The organism is Arthrobacter sulfonylureivorans (assembly GCF_047607445.1).
In the GTDB taxonomy this organism is placed as follows: Bacteria; Actinomycetota; Actinomycetes; order Actinomycetales; family Micrococcaceae; genus Crystallibacter; species Crystallibacter sulfonylureivorans_A.
In genome coordinates, this window is sequence record NZ_JBLKRT010000005.1 from 143,634 (window position 1) to 159,211 (window position 15,578).

The window sequence follows — 15,578 nt, forward strand, 5'->3', positions numbered from 1 at the left end:
CGTAGCCGGGGCGTAAGACAGTCAGAGTCTGGGCAGGTAGGCCGCGGCGTCGTCGTGGCTGAGCCCGGTGGCCTCGAGCAGGTCCACCATCAGCGGCCGGAAGACCAAGACCAGGCCCTCTCCTTCCATGGTGACTATGCCCAGATGCTTGGGGTGCAGCCGCGTGGCGATCTCGGCCAGATCGTTCCTGGCCCCGGAGAGCCGGCGCTCGCGCGCTCCCGAATCGCTGTCGGAGAGGCCTTCGGCAAGGATTTCGACGGCGTCGGCTGTTTCCTGCAGTACCTCGGAGAAGGCTTCGATCGCTTCGTCCGTCATGGCCGCGTGGTTGATCACCGAAGTGAGGCGGCGCGAAAACACCCGGCTGTTGCGCATGGCCAGATCGGCCATTTCGGCGGAATCCTGCAGGTCGCCGACTTCGTCGCGGTGGCGGCGGTAGGCCAGGGAGATCCGGGCAACTTCCCGCGCCGAGGAAAAGCTGCCGCGCACGTCGTCGATCAGCGGTTGGCTGGCCCGAGCCCGGACCAGTGCATGCCATGCCTTGGTGGGGTCGCTCTGCGCCAGGGCATCTGCGCACTCGCGCAGCACTCCGGACAGTTCATCCAGCAGTTTCTGCAGGTGCGAGCGTGGTTCCGAACGCGGGTCGCCAGGAATCAGCATGGTCACGATCAGCGCGAAGGCCCCGCCGATGACGGCATCCAGGCTACGGGTGAAGGGTCCGCCCACCGGCGCGGGCAGCAGCACCACCAGCACCGACTGCAGCGCCATCTGGGTGGTGAAGATGGTGCCGCTGTCCAGGAACCTGGCCAGCAGGATGGAGACCAGCAACACCAAGGCCGCCTGCCAGATGCCCGGACCGAGGAAGTGCAGCAGCAGGTCGCCGACGGTGATGCCCAGGGTGCAGCCGACGGCGACTTCGAGCACTTTGCGCACCCGTGGTCCTTTGGCGAAACCGAGCGCGATGATCGACGAGGTGGCTGCGAACAGCGGGCCCTGATGGCCCAGCACCCTCTCGGCCACGACGTAGGCGGCGACGGCGCAGAAGGTGATCCGCAGCGCGGGCATGAACGAGGACTTGCTGCGGCTGAAACCGGCACGCCCTCGCCTGCGCAGGAACGACCGGGCCTCTGTCAACCGGGTGCCTGCGCTCATGCTCCCAGTCTAGGCGGGCCGATCCGCGATTCTGCCGGACCACGGTTGCGCCGCCGGGCCGCACGCCGAAACCGGGTCCATAGTATGAGGCTGCTCACGAAGGCAAGGCATGCGCGCGGTTCGTTAGCAAACAGTCCGGTCTTGTTCACTTTGCGTTCACCTTGGTCGTGCACATTCTTTACGTGACGCCCATAGCGTCAAAGGAGCACGACACGGGGGCGGAAAAACGTCCGGTTGTCGTGATCCGTTCTCACCCTGAAAGGGACCATACTCGTGAAGGCAATTCGCATCGGCCGCGCGGCCGCCGTCCTCTCCGTTGCAGCTCTGGCACTGACCGCATGTGGCTCGGACAACGCCACCGGAAACCAGGCAGCAGCCGGCAGCACCGAGTCCGCGTCGACCGTTTCCGGCACCCTGTCCGGTGCCGGTGCTTCCTCGCAGGATTCGGCCATGCAGGCCTGGATGGCCGGCTTCACCGCTCAGAACCCCGAAGCCAGCGTGCAGTACTCGCCCGACGGCTCCGGCGCCGGCCGCGACGCGTTCCTCGGCGGCGGCGTGCAGTTCGCCGGCTCGGACGCCTACCTGGACGACGATGAGTGGAAGCAGGCCCAGGAAATCTGCGGCCCCGACGGCGCGATGAACATCCCCGGCTACGTTTCCCCGATCGCCGTCGCCTTCAACCTCGAAGGCGTTGACTCGGTGAACATGGACGCCGAGACCATCGCGAAGGTCTTCCGCGGCGACATCACCAAGTGGAACGACGAGGCCATCGCCTCGCAGAACGGGGGCGTCGAACTGCCCGACACCGCCATCACCGTGGTGCACCGCTCCGACGAGTCCGGCACCACCGAGAACTTCGTCGAATACCTGTCCGCTGCCGCCGGCGATGTCTGGACCGATGAGGTTTCCGGCGACTGGCCCGCCAAGCTGCAGTCCGAGAACGCGCAGGGCACCTCCGGCGTCGTTTCCACCACCACCGCCACCGACGGCGCCATCACCTACGCGGACGCTTCCGCCGTGGGCGGACTGGGCACCGTGAAGGTCAAGGTCGGCGAAGAATACGTCGAGCTCAGCGCCGAGGCAGCCTCCAAGGCCGTCGAGGTGGCCACCCCGGTTGAGGGCCGCAGCGACGTGGACATGTCCCTGGACCTCGAGCGCGACACCACCGAGTCCGGCGCCTACCCGATCGTGCTGGTTTCGTACCACATCTACTGCTCCACCTATGCTGATCAGAACACCGTGGACCTGGTGAAGGCCTTCGGCAGCTACGTGATCAGCGAAGAGGGACAGAAGGCCGCCCAGGATTCGGCCGGCAACGCTCCGATCTCTGAGACCCTGCGCGAGCAGGCCCAGAAGGCTATCGACTCCATCTCGGTGAAGTCCTAGTCATCATCGAATCCGGTTGGCCCCGCGCCGTCGCAGTTTGACGCGCGGGGCGCAGCCGTGTTCCGGCCCGGCAGCATTGCCGGGACGGAACGAACCAGCAAGACTGGCAGAACAGCCAGACGAAGTACAGAAGGAACCCGAAGGGTTGTGAAGTGTCCCAAACAATGACCGAGACAGGCAGAGGCCGGACCGGCGACAAGGTCTTTTCCGGCCTGACGCTTGCCGCAGGATGCCTGATTCTCTTCGTGCTGTTCTGCGTGGCGGCGTTCCTGCTCTGGCAGGCCCTGCCAACGTTTGGGGCGGAGTCCACCGCGATTACGGGCGGAAAGGGCTTCTTCGCCTACATCTGGCCCATCGTCATCGGCACCCTGATCGCCGCGGCCATCGCCTTGGTGCTGGCCACCCCGGTGGGAGTGGGCGTGGCCCTGTTCATCTCGCATTACGCGCCGCGCCGCCTCGCCCAAGGCCTTGGTTACGTGGTTGACCTGCTGGCGGCCATTCCGTCGGTGGTCTACGGTGCCTGGGGCATCGCCGTCCTGGCGCCGGCGCTGGTGGGACCCTACACCTGGCTGGCGGAGAACGCCGGCTGGATTCCGATCTTCACGGGGCCGGCCAGCCAGACCGGCAAGACCATGCTGACGGCCGGCATCGTGCTGTCCGTGATGATCCTGCCGATCATCACCTCGCTCAGCCGCGAAATCTTCCTGCAGGCGCCCAAACTCCACGAGGAGGCCGCCCTGGCCATGGGCGCCACCCGCTGGGAAATGATCAAGATGGCCGTCTTCCCGTTCGCACGCCCGGGCGTGATCAGCGCCGTGATGCTGGGACTGGGCCGCGCGCTCGGTGAAACCATGGCGGTGGCCATGGTGCTGTCCGGCGGCGGGCTGATCGCCAGCCTGATCAAGTCGGGCAACCAGACCATCGCTGCGGAAGTCGCCCTGAACTTCCCGGAAGCATACGGTCTGCGGCTGTCCGAACTCATCGCCGCCGGCCTGGTGCTGTTCATCATCACCCTGGCCGTGAACATGATCGCCCGCTGGATCATTAGCCGGCACAAGGAATTCTCGGGAGCCAACTGATGTCCAAAATGCTCACTGACGCCCCCGCGCCGGTCAAGCGCAACACGCTGACCAAAAACCAGCTGCCCGGCTGGGCCATCTGGGCCGTCGCAGCAGGATCGCTCGTCCTCGGCGCGGCGGCATCCTCGCTGCTCGGCTTCAGCCTGGTCTCCTGGGCGCTGATCTCGGCCGTGATCTTCGTGATCGCCGGCTACCTGGTCACCCTCTCGGTGGAGGGCGCCCGCAAGGCCAAGGACCGCTTCGCCACCAACCTGATCTTCGCCGCCTTCATCATTGCCGTTGTGCCGCTGATCTCGGTGATCTGGACGGTGTTGCAGAACGGCATTGCCGGGCTGAGCTACAACCTTGTTTTCACCTCCATGAACGGCATGACCGGCATGGTGGACAACCAGACGGTAGCCAACGGAACCGAAGTGCTCGGCGGCGCCTATCACGGCATTGTCGGCACATTGCTGATCACCATGTGGGCCACGATCATTTCGGTCCCGATCGGCCTGCTCACCGCGGTCTACCTGGTCGAGTACAGCAAGGGCGGAGCGCTCTCGCGCGGCATCACGTTCTTCGTGGATGTGATGACAGGCATCCCGTCGATTGTGGCCGGCCTGTTCGCCGCCGCACTGTTCGGGCTCATTTTCGGGCCGAGCACCCGCACCGGCTTCGTGGCCGCCGTCGCGCTCTCCGTGCTGATGATCCCCGTGGTGGTCCGCTCCACCGAGGAAATGCTCAAGATCGTGCCGAACGAACTCCGCGAGGCTTCCTACGCGCTGGGTGTGCGCAAATGGCGCACCATCCTGAAGGTCGTCGTGCCGACGGCGATCTCCGGCATTGCCTCCGGCGTCACCCTGGCGATCGCCCGCATCATTGGCGAGACCGCCCCGCTGCTGGTCACCGCAGGCTTTGTCAACAGCATCAACTGGAACGTGTTCGGCGGCTGGATGACCACGCTGCCCACCTACATCTACCGCCAGTTGATGAACCCCACCTCGCCCACCAACGTGGAACCCAGCATGCAGCGCGCCTGGGCCGCAGCACTGATCCTGATCGTCTTCGTGATGCTGCTGAACCTGATTGCCCGGCTCATCGCCCGCATCTTCGCCCCCAAGACCGGCCGCTGAGCCAGAACCAAAGAGAAGGAACCCCATGTCCAAACGCATCGACGTCAAGGACCTGAACGTCTACTACGGCAACTTCCGCGCCGTGGAGGGCGTCAACATCAACATCGACGCCCGGTCCGTGACAGCCTTCATCGGCCCCTCCGGTTGCGGCAAGTCCACCTTCCTGCGCACCCTGAACCGGATGCACGAAGTGCTTCCCGGCGCCCGTGTGGAGGGCGAGGTCCTGCTGGACGGCGACAACCTCTATGGCTCCGGCGTGGACCCGGTGACCGTGCGCAGCCAGATCGGCATGGTCTTCCAGCGCCCCAACCCGTTCCCCACCATGTCCATCCGCGACAACGTGCTGGCCGGCGTAAAGCTGAACAACAAGCGGATCTCCAAGTCGGACGCCGACGCGCTGGTGGAGAAGTCGCTGACCGGCGCCAACCTGTGGAATGAGGTCAAGGATCGGCTGAACAAGCCCGGATCGGGCCTTTCCGGTGGCCAGCAGCAGCGTCTGTGCATCGCCCGTGCCATCGCGGTCTCGCCGCAGGTGATTTTGATGGACGAGCCGTGCTCCGCCCTCGATCCCATCTCCACGCTGGCCATTGAGGACCTGATCGAGGAACTCAAGACCCAGTACACCGTCGTGATCGTCACGCACAACATGCAGCAGGCAGCCCGCGTGTCCGACAAGACGGCGTTCTTCAACATCGCCGGCACCGGCAAGCCGGGCAAGCTGATCGAATACGGCGATACCCCGACGATCTTCAGCAACCCGCTCGAGAAGGCCACCGAGGACTACGTGTCCGGCCGCTTCGGATAAACCTCCTCAGCAAGTACGACGGCGGTGCCTCCCCACGCGCGGGAGGCACCGCCGTCGCGCTTAAGCGAGGCCTGGGTAGCCGGAGGATCCGTAGCGGGGGAGAGGCCCGCTCAGGAGGCTCCAGCCGCCGCTGGGACCGTGGCTGCAAGCCGTTCGGCTCAGAGCACCGGATCCATCGCCAGCAGCAGGATGCCGCCCAGCAGCGACGTAACCACCAAGGTCAGCACCCAAGTGGCCAGTACGCGGATGGCCACCCGCCAGCGCACCGTATTCATCCGTTGGCTCGCCCCGGCGCCCAGGATGGAGGACGTCATGGTCTGCGTGCTGGAGAGCGGCATGTGCAGGCCGATCGCGCCGATGAACAGCATCGCCGAACCGACCCCCTGCGCGGCTGCCCCGTGCAGGGGATCGATCCGTACCAGCCGGGAACCGAGGGTGTGCGAGATCCGCCAGCCGCCGAAGAGCGCTCCAACCGCCAGCAGCACGGCCGCGAAGACTTGCACCCAGATCGGCATTTGCTCGCCCGTGGCGTAGCCGGCCGCGACCAGCGCGAGCAGCACTACGGCCATCGTCCGCTGGCCGTCCTGCAGCCCGTGGCCCAGCGAGAACGTTCCGGCAAACACCGCCTGGGCCAACCGGGTGGTCCGGCCCACTTCACGCGGCGTCCGGTAGCGGGCCAGCCAGGTCAGCGGCACCATCACCAGGTAGGACAGCGCAAACGCCACCAGCGGCGAGAGCAGTAACGGCAGCACCAGTTGGGCCCAGATCGGATTCTCGGTGGCGCTGATGTTCTCGCCGCCCAGCACGGTGGATGCCGCTCCGGCCCCCACCAGCCCGCCGAGCAGCGCGTGCGTTGACGACGAAGGCATTCGCAGCCACCACGTGAACACCCCCCAGGCGCTAGCACTCAGCAGCCCGGCCAGCAGGATGGCCAGTCCGGACTGTCCCGCGGGCAGGCCGATCCAGCCGGTACTGATCAGCAAGGCCAGCGTGCTGGAAAGCAGGGCGCCGGCGAGGTTGCAGATGGAGGCCAGCACGACGGCGATGCGCGGCGTGAGAGCTCGGGTGCGCACGGCCGCCGCTACGGCATTGGAGACGTCATGAAAGCCATTGATGAAGGCGAAGCAGCCGGCGAAAGCGACGACCAGCACCAGCAGGACAAGCTCCACCTACGATTCCTTGACCAGGATCTGCCCCACATGGTGGGACGCCTGGCGCAGGGTCTTGGTGGCACCCACCAGCTGGTCGGCTACGTCGCGGTGCCGGGCCAAGGTGGCACCCTTGTGGTCCGACAAGAGCTCCGACACCCAGACCCGGTGGGTGCGTTCGGCGCGTTTGGCTAGCCGGACCATCTCGATGCAGTACTCCTCGAGGTCTTCCAGAGAGTTCAGCCGCGGCATGGCGTCCCGGGTCATCTCCGACATCCGTCCGATCACTTCCAGCTGCTCGGAAGCGCGGGCAGAGAGGCGCTTGACCTGGTTCAGGGCAATCAGTTCGGCGGCGGCGTCGAGGTGTTCGAAAGTGCTGACCAGATGCAGCGAGAGTTGGAACATGTCCTCGCGCGGGAGAGGATTCACAAAGCTGGTGCGCAAGGTGGTGAGCAGTGCAAAACGCAGTCGCGAGACATTGCCGTCCCGGTCGTGCAGCTCTTCGGCGAGCTTGTCGTAGTCGTCTGCGGGTGCCCCGAGGATTTCCGAGAGGGTCTTGACTCCTGCCATGAGCTCGGCTGCCGTCTGTGCGAGCAGTTCCAGGCTCTTGGTGTCCTGCGGGAAGAGGCTTAGCTTCATGTCACCGGCGGTTTTCTCACTGGTCCGAACGGCGGAAGGGAAGCATCCGCCGTGCCTAGATTAGCGCCTCTGGGTGAACAAGATTAATGGTGCCGAACCGGGAGCGCCTCTCGGCGGAAGGCCGCTCGAGGCGGCTAAAAGTTGGAGCCCGGGGCTGCCACGGTTCGACACCACCTTCAGTTTTCTACGCCTCAGAGCCGATGTCAACAGCCCCGGAAAATCGTGGAAAAACGTGTCAACTCGGCGTATTTGTGGTACACGCGCGCGTCATGTTTGAGGGGTGTTGGCGGTCAGTCGAGTTCGCCGCGACGCCAGGCGGCTGCCGCCGCCTCAAGGTCCTCCGCGGTCTTCACCAGCCGGTGTGAACTGAGCGTCAGCTTGGTGGCGTGGTTCTCATTCGAAGGCTCGGTGGAATCAGCGTGATGCGTCTGGCCGAGCGCGACGATCCGGCAAAAGGCCGCGGACCGGTCGAGCGCCACATCGAAATCGCCGTCGAAGGCTCCGGACAGGATCGTGTCAGCCATGACGCGTACTTCATCGGCCCCCGGCGGCTCCGCCACGCCCGCAATGACCTTCGAGACTTCCGCCGATGACGTGCCCGCCTTGAAGAACGCTGCGAGCTTGTCCGGATGGGACTGAACCGCAGCGCGGATGGCGTAGAGCCGCCACAGCGCGCCTGGCAGGGACCGCGCCGGACTCTCGGACCACATCTCGGCTATGGCCTCGAGCCCCTGTTGGTCGGCGAGCTTGACCAGGCGCTTGGTGATCTCGGGGTCATCGGAGCCACGGCCTCGGTGTACCAAAGCCTGGGCTGCCAGATGGGCAGCTTCGGAAACCCGTGCCGGGTCGGCGCCGCCGGCGAAGTCCTCAAAATCCAGCGGAGCGAAAGGCTTCGGCTTGTGCGGTCGGGGGACGTCATTTCCGTTGTTCGGGCTCATGCCACGACCCTACTCCCGCATCTGACGCCGGTACAGAGAGGCGGTCTCCCGGGGCAGCGGCAGGTCCCAGCAAGGGCAACGCCATCACCGGCACGGCGGATTCGAATGCGCGGCAGTGGGTGCGATAAACTGTGAACCGGCCAAATCCGCCACGTCCCGGTCTCGACCAGGATGGACGGTATCGGCTGGCGGGCCTTTAGCTCAGTTGGTAGAGCATCGGACTTTTAATCCGCGGGTCGCGGGTTCGATCCCCGCAGGGCCCACCGCCAAGAATCCCCGTCGTTCTTTGGAACGGCGGGGATTCTTTGTCTGAAGGTGGAGACTGTAGTCCCCGCATGGTGGTTTATCTGGTGGTCTCCACCAAGCGGTTTCGACTAGTAGCGTGCCGGCCGGGGCCGCATTTCCTTTGTCCGTGCGATGTGGCGGACTGGGCTGGGGGCCTCCGGGTCTGGGCCGGGGTGCAGGGTCCTGCCGGGCAACGCTGTCCAAGTTCAGGCCTTATTGCGCGCCCGCTTTTGGCGCCGGATCTGAGCAGTCGTCTAGTGAGGGATTGGTGCGCCGACACCAAGGGCCCCGGCCCGACTACGAATAATGCCCTCACGTAACGGCCTACAGGGCGCTCTTTCCGCCGTTCGGATCAAGGAATGAGCCGTCCGTCACACGCCCTATGTCACGAAATGATAACGAAAAATCGAGGGTCGGGCACCGCCGTCGTTATTCCCTCGGAGGGCAGGTGGCGCAAGGGATCCGGCGGGACCGAGGCGGACTGAACAGATCTCGATTTTCCCCGGAACCCTTGTCAAATCCAGCAAGTCCAGGTTGATAACGCCCCGATCCTCGTTAGGTTGGAAGGGATGGTTGAAGAACTAGCAGAAGCCCAGTCCAAGCCGAGGATCGAAGCAAAATTCCGTAAACCAACCCTGAACGACGGGCAGTCCCTGTGGCGCATGGCCAGGGATTCCCAGGTCCTGGACCTGAACTCGTCCTACTCCTATCTGTTGTGGTCCCGCGACTTCTCCGATACGTCGGTGATGGCCACAGTGGACGGCGAGCCGGCCGGTTTCATTACCGGCTACATGCGGCCCGGCGAACCCAACACCCTGATGGTGTGGCAGGTCGCCGTGGACCACGAATTCCGCGGCCGCAAGCTGGCCGCAGAGATGCTGGACCGCTTGGCGACGCAAGTGCGGGCCGAGCGCGTGGAAACCACCATCACTGCGGACAATGAGGCCTCCATCAGGCTGTTCGCCGGCTTCGCGTCGCGCCGGGAGGCGCCAATGGAACGCGAGCCGCTATTCACCGCGGAACTCTACCCCGACGGGCACGACACCGAGTACCTGTACCGGATCGGCCCGCTCACCTAATTCCCGCCGGCGTCGTCGCGCACCGAACGACGGCCAAGCACCATCTGCACCAACGCACATCCGCACGAATCGACCTGCGGCTGCTGTGGCGCTGCCCCGTACCCGGGAGCGTTCGCGGCCGCACTGAGGAAGGAAGCGTTTTATGACTGACATTTTTGAAACCCTGGAGTCCGAGGTCCGCGGCTACTGCCGCAACTGGCCCGCCGTGTTCACCCGCGGCGATGGCAGCAGCCTGACCGCCGAGGACGGCCGCACCTACCTGGATTTCTTCTCCGGTGCCGGCGCGCTCAACTACGGGCACAACAACCAGCACCTGCTGCAGCCGCTGCTGGAGTACCTGGCCAGCGGTGCCGTAGTCCACTCGCTGGACATGAAGACCCCGGCCAAGCGGAAGTTCCTGGAAACCTTCCAGGACGTCATTCTGCGGCCGCGCAATCTGGACTACAAGGTGATGTTCCCCGGCCCCACCGGCACCAATACCGTTGAAGCGGCGCTGAAGCTGGCCCGCAAGGTCACCGGCCGCCAGCACATCCTGTCCTTCACCAACGCCTTCCACGGCATGACCTTGGGCTCGCTGTCGGTGACCGGCAACTCCATGAAGCGCCGGGGCGCGGGCATCCCGCTGACCAACAGCTCCAAGATCCCCTATGACGACTACTTCTCCGGCGAGACCGCGGACTTCCTCTGGCTGGAGCGCGTGCTTGAAGACAGCGGCTCGGGCGTGGACAAGCCGGCGGCTGTGATCGTGGAGACGGTCCAGGGCGAAGGCGGCCTGAATGCCGCGCGTGCCAGCTGGCTGCGCGGCCTGTCCGAACTGTGCCGGAAGCACGAGATTCTGCTGATTGTGGACGACGTGCAGGCCGGGTGCGGCCGCACCGGCACGTTCTTCAGCTTCGAAGAAGCAGGCATCACCCCGGACATCGTCTGCCTGTCCAAATCGATCTCCGGCTTTGGCCTGCCGATGGCGCTGACCCTGTTCCGGCCGGAGCTGGACGTCTGGGACGCCGGAGAGCACAACGGCACGTTCCGCGGCCACAACCCGGCCTTCGTGACGGCAACGGCCGCGCTCGAGACATACTGGCGCACCGGTGAGTTCCAGCAGCAGGTCAAGGCCCGCATCACGCAGCTGCACGAGGGCCTGGAGCGGATCGCCGCATCGGTGGAAGGCGCCAGCGTCCGCGGCCGGGGAATGCTGGCCGGGGTCAAGTTTGCCGACGACGAGACCGCCGGCAAGATTGCCGCCGAGGCCTACCAAAACGGGCTGCTGGTGGAAACCTCCGGGCCGGAGAGCGAAGTAGTGAAGCTGATGCCGGCGCTGACCATCAGTGCCGCCGACCTGGACCGCGGCCTGGACATCCTGATCGAGGCCACCCGCGCCGTGACCGCGGTTCCGGAATTGGTCGGGGCGCACTAGCCCGTCGGCTGCGGCGCCGCGACGCCGCCACCCTCCCCGCGCCGCCGCCTCAGGGGCAGGCCAAACCGCAACTACACACAGACCATCCACACCGAGGAGTACCCATGATTGTTACCAACCTGAACGACCTGAACGACACCGACCGCGACGTGAAGTCGGAGACGTGGCGTAGCCGCCGGATGGTGCTGGCGGGGGAAGGCGTGGGCTTTTCCTTCCATGACACCGTGATTTACGCGGGCACCACTTCCACCTTCCACTACGCGAACCACATCGAGGCCGTTTACTGCGTCCAGGGCGAAGGCACACTCACCAACGAGGTCACCGGCGAAGTCCACGACCTGCGCGACGGCACCATGTACCTGCTGGACGGGCACGAGAAGCACACCGTCCGGGCCACCACCGAGCTGCGCATGGCGTGCGTGTTCAACCCGCCGGTCACGGGCCGCGAAGTCCACGACGAGAACGGCGTTTACCCGCTCGTTGAGGCTGAGCCGGTCCGCTGACCGGCACCGGGAGTCCGGTCGGCGACCTTGCCGGCCGGGCTTTTCCGTACCCGGCACAAGAAATAACCCACGAGGAGGAAAAAGATGACTGCGACCGCAGACCGAAGCCGTGTTGACCTTTACCCCACGCGGGCGGCAGGAACAGCCAGCGTGCAACCCCGCCAGGACAAGGTTGTCTGGGGATCCGCGGAGGCGGGCCCCATGGACGCCGCCACGCTGGCCGGCTTCGAGCAGAAGGGCTACCTCAACATCGAGGAGCTGATCTCGCCCGAGGAGGTGAAGGCGTACCAGGCGGAACTGGATCGGCTGGCCGCGGATCCAACGGTCCGCGCTGACGAACGCTGCATCGTCGAAGCCAAGAGCCAGGAAGTGCGCTCCATCTTCGAAGTACACAAGATCAGCGAGGTCTTCGCCAGGATCGCCAACGACCCGCGCGTGGTGGACCGGGCCAAGCAGTTGCTCGGCTCCGACGTCTACATCCACCAGTCCCGGGTGAACTTCAAGCCCGGGTTCGAGGGCAAGGAGTTCATGTGGCACTCCGATTTCGAGACCTGGCATGCGGAGGACGGCCTGCCGCGCATGCGCACGGTGTCCATCTCCATCTCGCTCACGGACAACTACTCCTACAACGGCCCGCTGATGATCATGCCCGGATCGCACCAGGAGTACATCTCCTGCGTGGGCGAGACCCCGGATGACAACTACAAGCAGTCGCTGGTGATGCAGGGCGCCGGCACTCCGGACAAGGCCACGCTGCGCGACTTCGCCGACCGTTACGGGATCGACGTGATGGAAGGCAAGGCCGGCGGGGCCACCATGTTCGACTGCAACTGCATGCACGCCTCCAACGGCAACGTCACGCCGTACCCGCGCTCCAACCTCTTCTTTGTGTACAACAGCGTGGACAACACGGCCGAAGAACCCTTTGCGGCCAAGTCCCAGCGGCCGGACTACATCGGCGCCCGGGAATTCACTCCGGCCGGCCGGTAGGTCCCCGCGGTCCGGCCGGTAGCTCCACCGGTCCCCGCCGGTCCGGTGCGGGCGCGTCCCGCGGGACGGCCGCCGTGCTGGACTGACGCCAAAAAATAACGACGGCGGTGGCCCGCCTTCCGAAGGAAACCCTGCGGGAGGCGGGCCACCGTTTTGTCCTGCCACTGGGCTCCAGACGGGAACCTAGTGCCCGGCGGCCAGAACCTTGCTGAGTACCGGGCGGGTGGTGCGCAGGCCGGCCCACACCACCAGGATGCCTGCGCCCAGGCAGCCCGCGATGGTCAGGATGGAGAGCGGCGCCAGCACCAGGGCCATGCCGGCCAGCGGGAAGATCAGCAGGAAGGAGACCGCGGCGGAGCCGAGCGAAACCAGCACCAGTGGAAGCATCACGGCGCGGGTCCGGGCCGCGTTCATGGTCTTCAGCGGCATGCCCAGGTGGTCCAGGCTGGTGTACAGGTCGGCTCGGTCCAGCACCGCAGCCGCCTGATTCACTCCCGAGGAGCAGGCCATCATGACAAACGAAATCAAAATGGTGATCAGGATGCCGGTGCGGATGTCGCCGCTAAGGAACTGTTCAGGACCTGAGACCGGTCCCGGCACGCCGTCCGTCATGGCCACACCGGTACCGCCGAAAACGGCCACAAAGCTGGTCATGGCCAGCCCGGAGACCTGCCGCCACGCTGCCTTCGGGGATTCAAGGATGCTCCGGGCGGCCAGCAGCTTCTCCGCCGTTCCTGCCTTGCTCAGCTGCCGGCGGCCCATCACGGCTACCGCCCACGGGCCAATGAGGTTGAGCACCGCCAGCCCGGCGGCGAAGGCGCCCAGCACGAAGGCCACCGCCACGGCCGTGGAAGCATAGCCGGTATTCATCGCGACGAAGCCGGCCAGCACCACCGCAGCGGCGATCAACGCGCGCAGCCAATGCATCTTCGCCGGAGCCTGGCGGGTCCGCACGCCCAGCGGCGAGATGACCACCTTGCGCAGGCCCACGGCTGCACTGATGGCGGCCAGCAACACCACGCCGGCCACCACTGCGACTACCGTCAGCGGGCTGAGCCAGTAGGCTCCACCGATCGGCTCGCCACGGAACGGGATCAGCTGCACCGCCGGACCCAGCACCAGATAACCGGCCACTCCGGCCACCGCGCCCGCAGCAGCCAACGCCGTTGATTCAATGATGGTGATGCCGGTAACCGTGGACGGCGTAGCGCCGAGCAGACGCAGGGTGGCCAGCCGGTCGTCCCGGCGCCGGGCCGAGAGCCGCGCCGCCGACCCGCCCAGGGTCAGCAGCGGGAAAACCAGCAGGATCAGCGCCAGCACCGCCAGCAGCTGGTAGAGAAACGCCAGTTCGTCGCGCCAGCGCAGGAAGGACAGCGCGCCGGCCAACACGGTCAGCAACAGCGCGGTGACCAACCCGAACGCCACCACCGGCAGCAGCGCAGTTCTGCCGCCGGATTTCCCCGGACGCGTCAGCAGCCAGGCCAATTTCCATGGCACGACGGCGGTGCTCCCGCCCCGCGGAGCCGTCGGTCTGGTGGGCGGGGTCGGTCTGGCTTGGGAGGCGGGGAAGCTGCCGAGACGCTCATCGGATGCCGCCCTGCGCCAGGCCTGCCGCGATCACGCCGCCAGCACTGTCGCCGGTCAGCCGGCCGTCCCGCATGGTGAGCACACGGCCGCAACTGGCCGCCACGCCGTCGTCATGGGTGACCAGGATCAGGGTTTTCCCGGCGCCAATGGTGGACTCCAGCAGCACTTGCATCACGTCGGCTGAAGTGGCGGAGTCCAATGCACCGGTGGGTTCGTCTGCGAAAATCACGCCCGCGCCGGTCACTTGGGCCCGGGCGATAGCAACGCGCTGCGCCTGGCCGCCGGAGAGCTCGCCGATCCGGCGCTGCTCCATTCCGCCCAGGCCCAGCGCCTGCAGCCAACCGGCGGCGGCTTTTTCGGCCGCCGGGCGCGGCGTGCCGTTCAGCATCAGCGCAACTGCCACGTTCTCCAACGCGTTGAGCTCCGGGATCAACAGGCCCTGCTGGAAGACAAAGCCGAAGGCCTCGCGGCGCAGCCGTGACCGCGCGGACTCAGAGAGCGCTTCCACCTGCATGCTCTGCCCGGGCAGATTCAGATGCACCTGCCCGCTGTCCGGGCGGATGATGCCGGCCAGCACGTGCAGCAGTGTGGTCTTGCCGGAACCGGATGCGCCCATGATGGCTACGGATTCGCCGGCCCTGATGTCCAGCGAGAGTCCGGCCAGTGCCGTGGTTGGGCCGTAGGACTTTGTGAGGTTGCGGGCGCTGAGTACCGGCGGGTGGCTGGGGTGCTGGAAGTAGGCTGCCGCAGAGGCGCTTGGGGAAGCCGGGGCCGGGGTGGAGTCGCGGTTCTCGTTCATGATTCCATCGTCGCGGCCCGGATGGCGGCGGCGCCTCGGGCCGAAGGCTGAAAACGGCGGCTGGGAGCTCATACCCAGGGTGGAGCCACGCCTGTTGGGGCCCGCCTTCGGCCGCGCCCGTGCCCGTTGCCCGCCGGTTGGAGCCTGCGTCTGGCCGCACACCCTTGCGCCTCCTTGCCGGTTGCCCGCCGGCTGGACCTGTCTCAGGCCGCGCCCTTGCCGGTTGCTCGTCGGTTGGACTTGCCTCGGGCCGCAGCGTCATCTCGCCGTCCAATCAGCCGTACGGATACGCCACATTGCAGACATCCGACGACCACGCGGCCCGCAAAAGCAAGGAAATATGTTTGGTACTTCCGCAAATGAGCCTCTGTCGGTGGGCCCTGCGAGCCAATGTGGCGTATCGCGTACATGGCGGCGCACTATCTGGCTGCCGGAGCAGGAGCTCCGCACCCCGAGGCGGCAGGCGAGCCACAGCGCTGAACCCGTGCAGCCCGCGATGCACTATCCCGCCGTACACCGAGCCGAGCGGCCCGGGTGCACCAGCCCGGAGGACGGCCGCATCCACGGTCGGAACCCACAGGCCGCACCATCGAGAACACCTCCTCCGCGGAGCGGTAAGGCGGCAGGGGGCAGACACCTGCCGGTGCCGTCGGTATGGTGAG

Annotated in this window: 14 protein-coding genes and 1 tRNA gene; 9 read left to right on the forward strand and 6 right to left on the reverse strand. The window is 66.0% G+C overall.

The window, feature by feature from the left end; genetic code table 11:
- Positions 1–21: 21 nt before the first annotated feature.
- A complete protein-coding gene (locus ACMX2H_RS04175; protein ID WP_414959097.1) occupies positions 22–1,149 on the reverse strand; it encodes an FUSC family protein in 1,128 nt (375 codons plus the stop codon).
- A gap of 273 nt (positions 1,150–1,422) precedes the next feature.
- Here ACMX2H_RS04175 and pstS point away from each other — a divergent pair, with 273 nt between their 5' ends.
- The 4 genes from pstS to pstB all read left to right on the forward strand — a co-directional run bounded on the left by pstS (position 1,423) and on the right by pstB (position 5,534).
- Positions 1,423–2,535 carry a phosphate ABC transporter substrate-binding protein PstS gene (pstS, locus tag ACMX2H_RS04180; protein WP_414959098.1) on the forward strand — a complete coding sequence of 371 codons (1,113 nt, stop codon included), beginning with the start codon at positions 1,423–1,425 and terminating at the stop codon, positions 2,533–2,535.
- A gap of 164 nt (positions 2,536–2,699) precedes the next feature.
- Positions 2,700–3,614, forward strand: a complete 915-nt coding sequence (pstC, locus tag ACMX2H_RS04185; RefSeq protein WP_414959114.1) for a phosphate ABC transporter permease subunit PstC — start codon at positions 2,700–2,702, stop codon at positions 3,612–3,614.
- Complete coding sequence (gene pstA, locus ACMX2H_RS04190; protein ID WP_414959099.1) at positions 3,614–4,729, forward strand: phosphate ABC transporter permease PstA; 1,116 nt, start codon at positions 3,614–3,616, stop codon at positions 4,727–4,729. The genes pstC and pstA overlap by 1 nt, the downstream gene beginning before the upstream one ends.
- Positions 4,730–4,754: 25 nt before the next feature.
- The gene (gene pstB, locus ACMX2H_RS04195) at positions 4,755–5,534 is read left to right on the forward strand and encodes a phosphate ABC transporter ATP-binding protein PstB (RefSeq protein WP_136785619.1); all 780 of its coding nucleotides are present in this window, start codon (positions 4,755–4,757) and stop codon (positions 5,532–5,534) included.
- 158 nt (positions 5,535–5,692) lie between these two features.
- Here pstB and ACMX2H_RS04200 read toward each other — a convergent pair whose 3' ends face one another.
- From ACMX2H_RS04200 to ACMX2H_RS04210, 3 genes are all read right to left on the reverse strand, one after another.
- Positions 5,693–6,703, reverse strand: coding sequence for an inorganic phosphate transporter (locus ACMX2H_RS04200; RefSeq protein WP_414959100.1), 1,011 nt, complete (start codon positions 6,701–6,703; stop codon positions 5,693–5,695).
- The gene (locus ACMX2H_RS04205; RefSeq protein ID WP_414959101.1) at positions 6,704–7,321 is read right to left on the reverse strand and encodes a nuclease PIN; all 618 of its coding nucleotides are present in this window, start codon (positions 7,319–7,321) and stop codon (positions 6,704–6,706) included.
- A 290-nt stretch (positions 7,322–7,611) separates the two neighbouring features.
- Positions 7,612–8,259, reverse strand: coding sequence for a hypothetical protein (locus ACMX2H_RS04210; protein WP_414959102.1), 648 nt, complete (start codon positions 8,257–8,259; stop codon positions 7,612–7,614).
- Positions 8,260–8,449: 190 nt separating this feature from the next.
- On the opposite strand from ACMX2H_RS04210, the gene ACMX2H_RS04215 reads away from it, so the two are divergent.
- The 5 genes from ACMX2H_RS04215 (at position 8,450) to thpD (ending at position 12,530) form a co-directional block, all read left to right on the forward strand.
- Positions 8,450–8,522 (forward strand) — tRNA-Lys (locus ACMX2H_RS04215).
- Between the two features lie 591 nt (positions 8,523–9,113).
- Complete coding sequence (gene ectA / locus ACMX2H_RS04220) at positions 9,114–9,623, forward strand: diaminobutyrate acetyltransferase (protein ID WP_414959103.1); 510 nt, start codon at positions 9,114–9,116, stop codon at positions 9,621–9,623.
- A 142-nt stretch (positions 9,624–9,765) separates the two neighbouring features.
- The gene (gene ectB, locus ACMX2H_RS04225; RefSeq protein ID WP_414959104.1) at positions 9,766–11,037 is read left to right on the forward strand and encodes a diaminobutyrate--2-oxoglutarate transaminase; all 1,272 of its coding nucleotides are present in this window, start codon (positions 9,766–9,768) and stop codon (positions 11,035–11,037) included.
- 104 nt (positions 11,038–11,141) lie between these two features.
- The gene (locus ACMX2H_RS04230) at positions 11,142–11,540 is read left to right on the forward strand and encodes an ectoine synthase (RefSeq protein WP_414959105.1); all 399 of its coding nucleotides are present in this window, start codon (positions 11,142–11,144) and stop codon (positions 11,538–11,540) included.
- Between the two features lie 84 nt (positions 11,541–11,624).
- Positions 11,625–12,530 (forward strand): ectoine hydroxylase, encoded by a 906-nt coding sequence (gene thpD / locus ACMX2H_RS04235; RefSeq protein ID WP_414959106.1) that lies wholly within the window; start codon positions 11,625–11,627, stop codon positions 12,528–12,530.
- Between the two features lie 183 nt (positions 12,531–12,713).
- Here the strand turns inward: thpD and ACMX2H_RS04240 are convergent, their stop codons facing one another.
- Entirely contained in the window at positions 12,714–14,027 is a 1,314-nt protein-coding gene (locus ACMX2H_RS04240; protein ID WP_414959107.1) for an FtsX-like permease family protein, read from the reverse strand.
- Positions 14,028–14,112: 85 nt separating this feature from the next.
- Positions 14,113–14,916 (reverse strand): ABC transporter ATP-binding protein, encoded by an 804-nt coding sequence (locus tag ACMX2H_RS04245; protein WP_414959108.1) that lies wholly within the window; start codon positions 14,914–14,916, stop codon positions 14,113–14,115.
- Positions 14,917–15,578: the final 662 nt, after the last annotated feature.